This window comes from Gordonibacter pamelaeae 7-10-1-b, assembly GCF_000210055.1.
Taxonomy (GTDB): Bacteria; Actinomycetota; Coriobacteriia; order Coriobacteriales; family Eggerthellaceae; genus Gordonibacter; species Gordonibacter pamelaeae.
The window spans coordinates 2,626,823-2,629,935 of sequence record NC_021021.1; the positions used below are offsets into that span (position 1 = coordinate 2,626,823).

Below are 3,113 nucleotides of genomic sequence, written 5' to 3' on the forward strand. Positions count from 1 at the left end.
CCGCCTCGGCCTCGTGCGCGATGCTCCCCTGCGAGCCGGCGGCCAGCACGCGCTGCGAGTCGAACGCGTGGGCGCCCAGCAGCTCGCCGTCGAAATCGAACGCCGCCATCTTCGTATGCGTTCCGCCCACGTCGAGTCCGAGGATGACGGGATCGTCGGGAAGGCGGCCGACAGGGCCGCGGGGCCGGGCGCGCCGAGCAATATGCGAGGTTTGCTTTTCCATAGGTGGTAAGTGTAGCGCGAACGGCAGGCGCAGGCCGGCCACGACGATTCAACTTTTCGCCGCAAGACGGCTTTTCCGACGAACCGGCATCCGGGCGGGAGGCAAACCTGCACCGGCAAAGCTCGACGGCGCCGCGGTCAGGCTTGGGGAACGCGGTAGCCCACGTGGGGGATGGAGCCGAAGCGACCGTGGTAATCCGAGCCGGAGGTGCAAACCAGGTTGTAGCGCTCGGCCAGCTGGGTGCAGCGCGCGTGGTCGGCGGGCGTATGGTCGGGGTGATGGCGCTCGATGCCGGCGAGGCCGCAGGCTGCCAGCGAGGGCACCAGATCGTAGCTGTCCTGTTGGCCCGGATGCGCGAGCACGGGCATGCCGCCGTCTTCCGCAATGGCGCGCACGGCATCGCGGACGTCCACATAGGCGATGTCGCGATCGCAGATGCCGCCGTCCTTGAACAGGCTGCGGTACAGCGCGCGGTAGGCGGGGCTCACGTAGGGCTCGTCGGTGAGCGCGGCCATGAGATGCTGCTTGTAGAGGCAGGTGGAGGCGCGGCCGAGCGCGAGGGCGCGCTCGGCGTCGACGGGGTAGCCGGCCTCCACCAGGCGGTCGAGCTGCCAGAGGCTGTTCGCGTTGCGGCGCTCGAGGAGCGGGCCACAGAGGGCGACGAGCGCGGGGGCGTCCTCGCAGAGGCCGAGGCCGAGCACGTGCACCTTGCGGTCGCGCTTGAAGTCGTAGGCGCTCACCTCGATGCCGCCCGTCACCTGCACCCCGAAGCGCTCGCCGAGCACAACGGCACCGTCCAGGCCGCGCGTGGTGTCGTGGTTCGTGAACGCGACGCGCCCGATGCCGCGCTCGCGGGCCTGGGCGAGCACTTCCTCGAAGGTGTCCGAACCGTCCGACAAAGTGGTGTGCACGTGGAGGTCGGCGACGGGCGCGACGGCGTCTGCCCGCTTTGGGGTCGCCGCCGCGTCTCCGGATGTTTCACGTGAAACATCCGTTCCCTTTTGTTTGGAGCTCGCCTGCCCGTTCCTCACGCCATCATCCCTTCCTGCATGTTGAACTCATGATCGCACAACCCTTCCATGAATTCGAGGTCGTGGAAGATGCCGAGCATGGTGGTGCCCTCGGCCTTCAGCTGCTCGATGAGGGTGCGCACCTTGAGCTTCGACGCGTTGTCGAGCGAGGCGGTCGGCTCGTCCAGAAGCAGCAGGCGCGGGCGCTTGATCATGGCGGCGGCGATGTTCAGGCGCAGCTTCTCGCCGCCGGAGAACGTGCGCGGGTAGAGCTCCCACAGGCCCTCGTCCAGGTCGAAGTGGCGCAGCATGCGCTCGGTCTCCGCCTCGGCGCGGGCTCGCTCGTCGGGGCCGTAGGCTTCGAGCGCGCTTTTCAGCACGATGTCGCGGGCCGTTTGGCGCGGCAGGGCGTTGAGGAACTGGGAGACGTAGCCCAGCTCGTAGGCGCGCAGGTAGAGCATTTGGCGCTGGGTGGCCTGCGCCAGGTCGAGCAGGCCGAAGCGCGCGGAATCGTACAGGATGCGTCCCTGCTCGGGAAGGTTCGTGCGCCAGATGCAGCGCAGGATGGTGGACTTCCCGCTGCCGCTTCGGCCCGTGATGCCCACGAACTGCCCCGGTTCAAGGGCGAAGCTCACGTGCTGGCATCCTTGGATGCGCCGGTCCACGCGGTGCAGCAAAAACGACTTCGAGAGATCGTCGATTTCCAGGAGCGCCATGCTACACCGCCTCGGGAAAGAGAGCGCGGGCGGCGTCGGCTCGGGCGGCGTCGGCTCGGGCGGCGTCGATCCGCTCGCCCAGGTCGCGGGCGTAGCCGAGGGGCTGGTCGGGGTAGTGCGAACGGAACACGGAATGCCCGCCCACGAACGCGCGCGTGACCACGGGCATCGTGCGCGTGCCCGCCTCGCCACAGGCGATCTCGCGCACGAGCAGCACGTCGGCGCGCTTTCCCACCGCAAGCGAGCCCACCTCGTCGGCGATGCCGGCGGCCTTCGCCGGGTTCACGGACACGAGCGCGAAGGCCCGCGCGATGTCGAGCCCGCATTCGTCGCGCAGCGTGAACACGGCGTCGAGCAGCGCCGCCGGGTAGTAGTCGCTGCACAGCACGTCGATGGCCCCCGCCTCCACGGCCTCGCGTGCGCTCAAGTTGCCGGAATGGCTGTGGCCCAACATCACGTTCGGCGCGCCGGCCACCGTGTGCAGGCCGCGGGCGCGCGCCTCGCGGGCCACGTCGAGCGAGATGGGGAACTCGGAGATGGACGCCTCGAGGCCGTCCATGAACGCGAGCTTCTCCGCGCTGTCGTCGTCGTGCGACGCGATGGAGATGCCACGTTCGCGCGCGATGGACGCCAGCGCTGCGATCTGGGCGTACGTCATCTTACTGCTCTCCTGCTGCATGCGGACGATGTCGCGCACCTCCTCGTCCGTGACGTCGCGATACCCCTTGAGCGTGTCGCCGAACAGCAGGAGATCGCGGTACTGGCCCTGGCCGGGCGTGTGGTCCATGAACGACACGAGGTCCACCTTGCCGGAGCGCAGGAACTCCTCGATGTCGTCGTAGAGGTCGACCGAGTCCAGCTCCACGCGCATGTGCAGGCGATGACGGATGAGGTGGTCGCGCTCCTCGCCCGCGCGCAGGCCGGCCACGCGTTCGATGAGGCCGCTCACGTTGCCGAAGTCGCGGATGGGCTTGTGATCGAAGATGTGCGCGCCGTACACCGACAGGGAGTGGAAGATGGTGGTGATGCCATGCGACACGAGCTCGCGGTCGGCCTTGTACAGCGATGTGTTCAGGTCCATGACCACGCTCGGACGCGGCGAGGCCACGTTCTCCACGTAGTCCGAGTGGATGTCGATGAGGCCGGGGCCACGAACGCGCCGCG

General features: G+C 68.6%; 3 protein-coding genes. All 3 read right to left on the minus strand.

From position 1 onward, the window contains the following. Positions 1-360: 360 nt before the first annotated feature. The gene (gene phnPP / locus GPA_RS12185) at positions 361-1,254 is read right to left on the minus strand and encodes a phosphoribosyl 1,2-cyclic phosphate 1,2-diphosphodiesterase (RefSeq protein ID WP_220149882.1); all 894 of its coding nucleotides are present in this window, start codon (positions 1,252-1,254) and stop codon (positions 361-363) included. Further along, the gene (locus GPA_RS12190) at positions 1,251-1,949 is read right to left on the minus strand and encodes a phosphonate C-P lyase system protein PhnL (protein ID WP_015540048.1); all 699 of its coding nucleotides are present in this window, start codon (positions 1,947-1,949) and stop codon (positions 1,251-1,253) included. Before GPA_RS12190 ends, phnPP begins: the two co-directional genes overlap by 4 nt. A 1-nt stretch (position 1,950) precedes the next feature. Next, positions 1,951-3,113: alpha-D-ribose 1-methylphosphonate 5-triphosphate diphosphatase (locus tag GPA_RS12195; protein ID WP_083809119.1), on the minus strand; the 1,163-nt coding region annotated here is incomplete at its 5' end.

Bases quoted from the DNA above. Each gene is read 5' to 3' on its own strand.
- GPA_RS12190 (WP_015540048.1), bottom strand. From the start codon at position 1,949: ATGGCGCTCCTGGAAATCGACGATCTCTCGAAGTCGTTTTTGCTGCAC.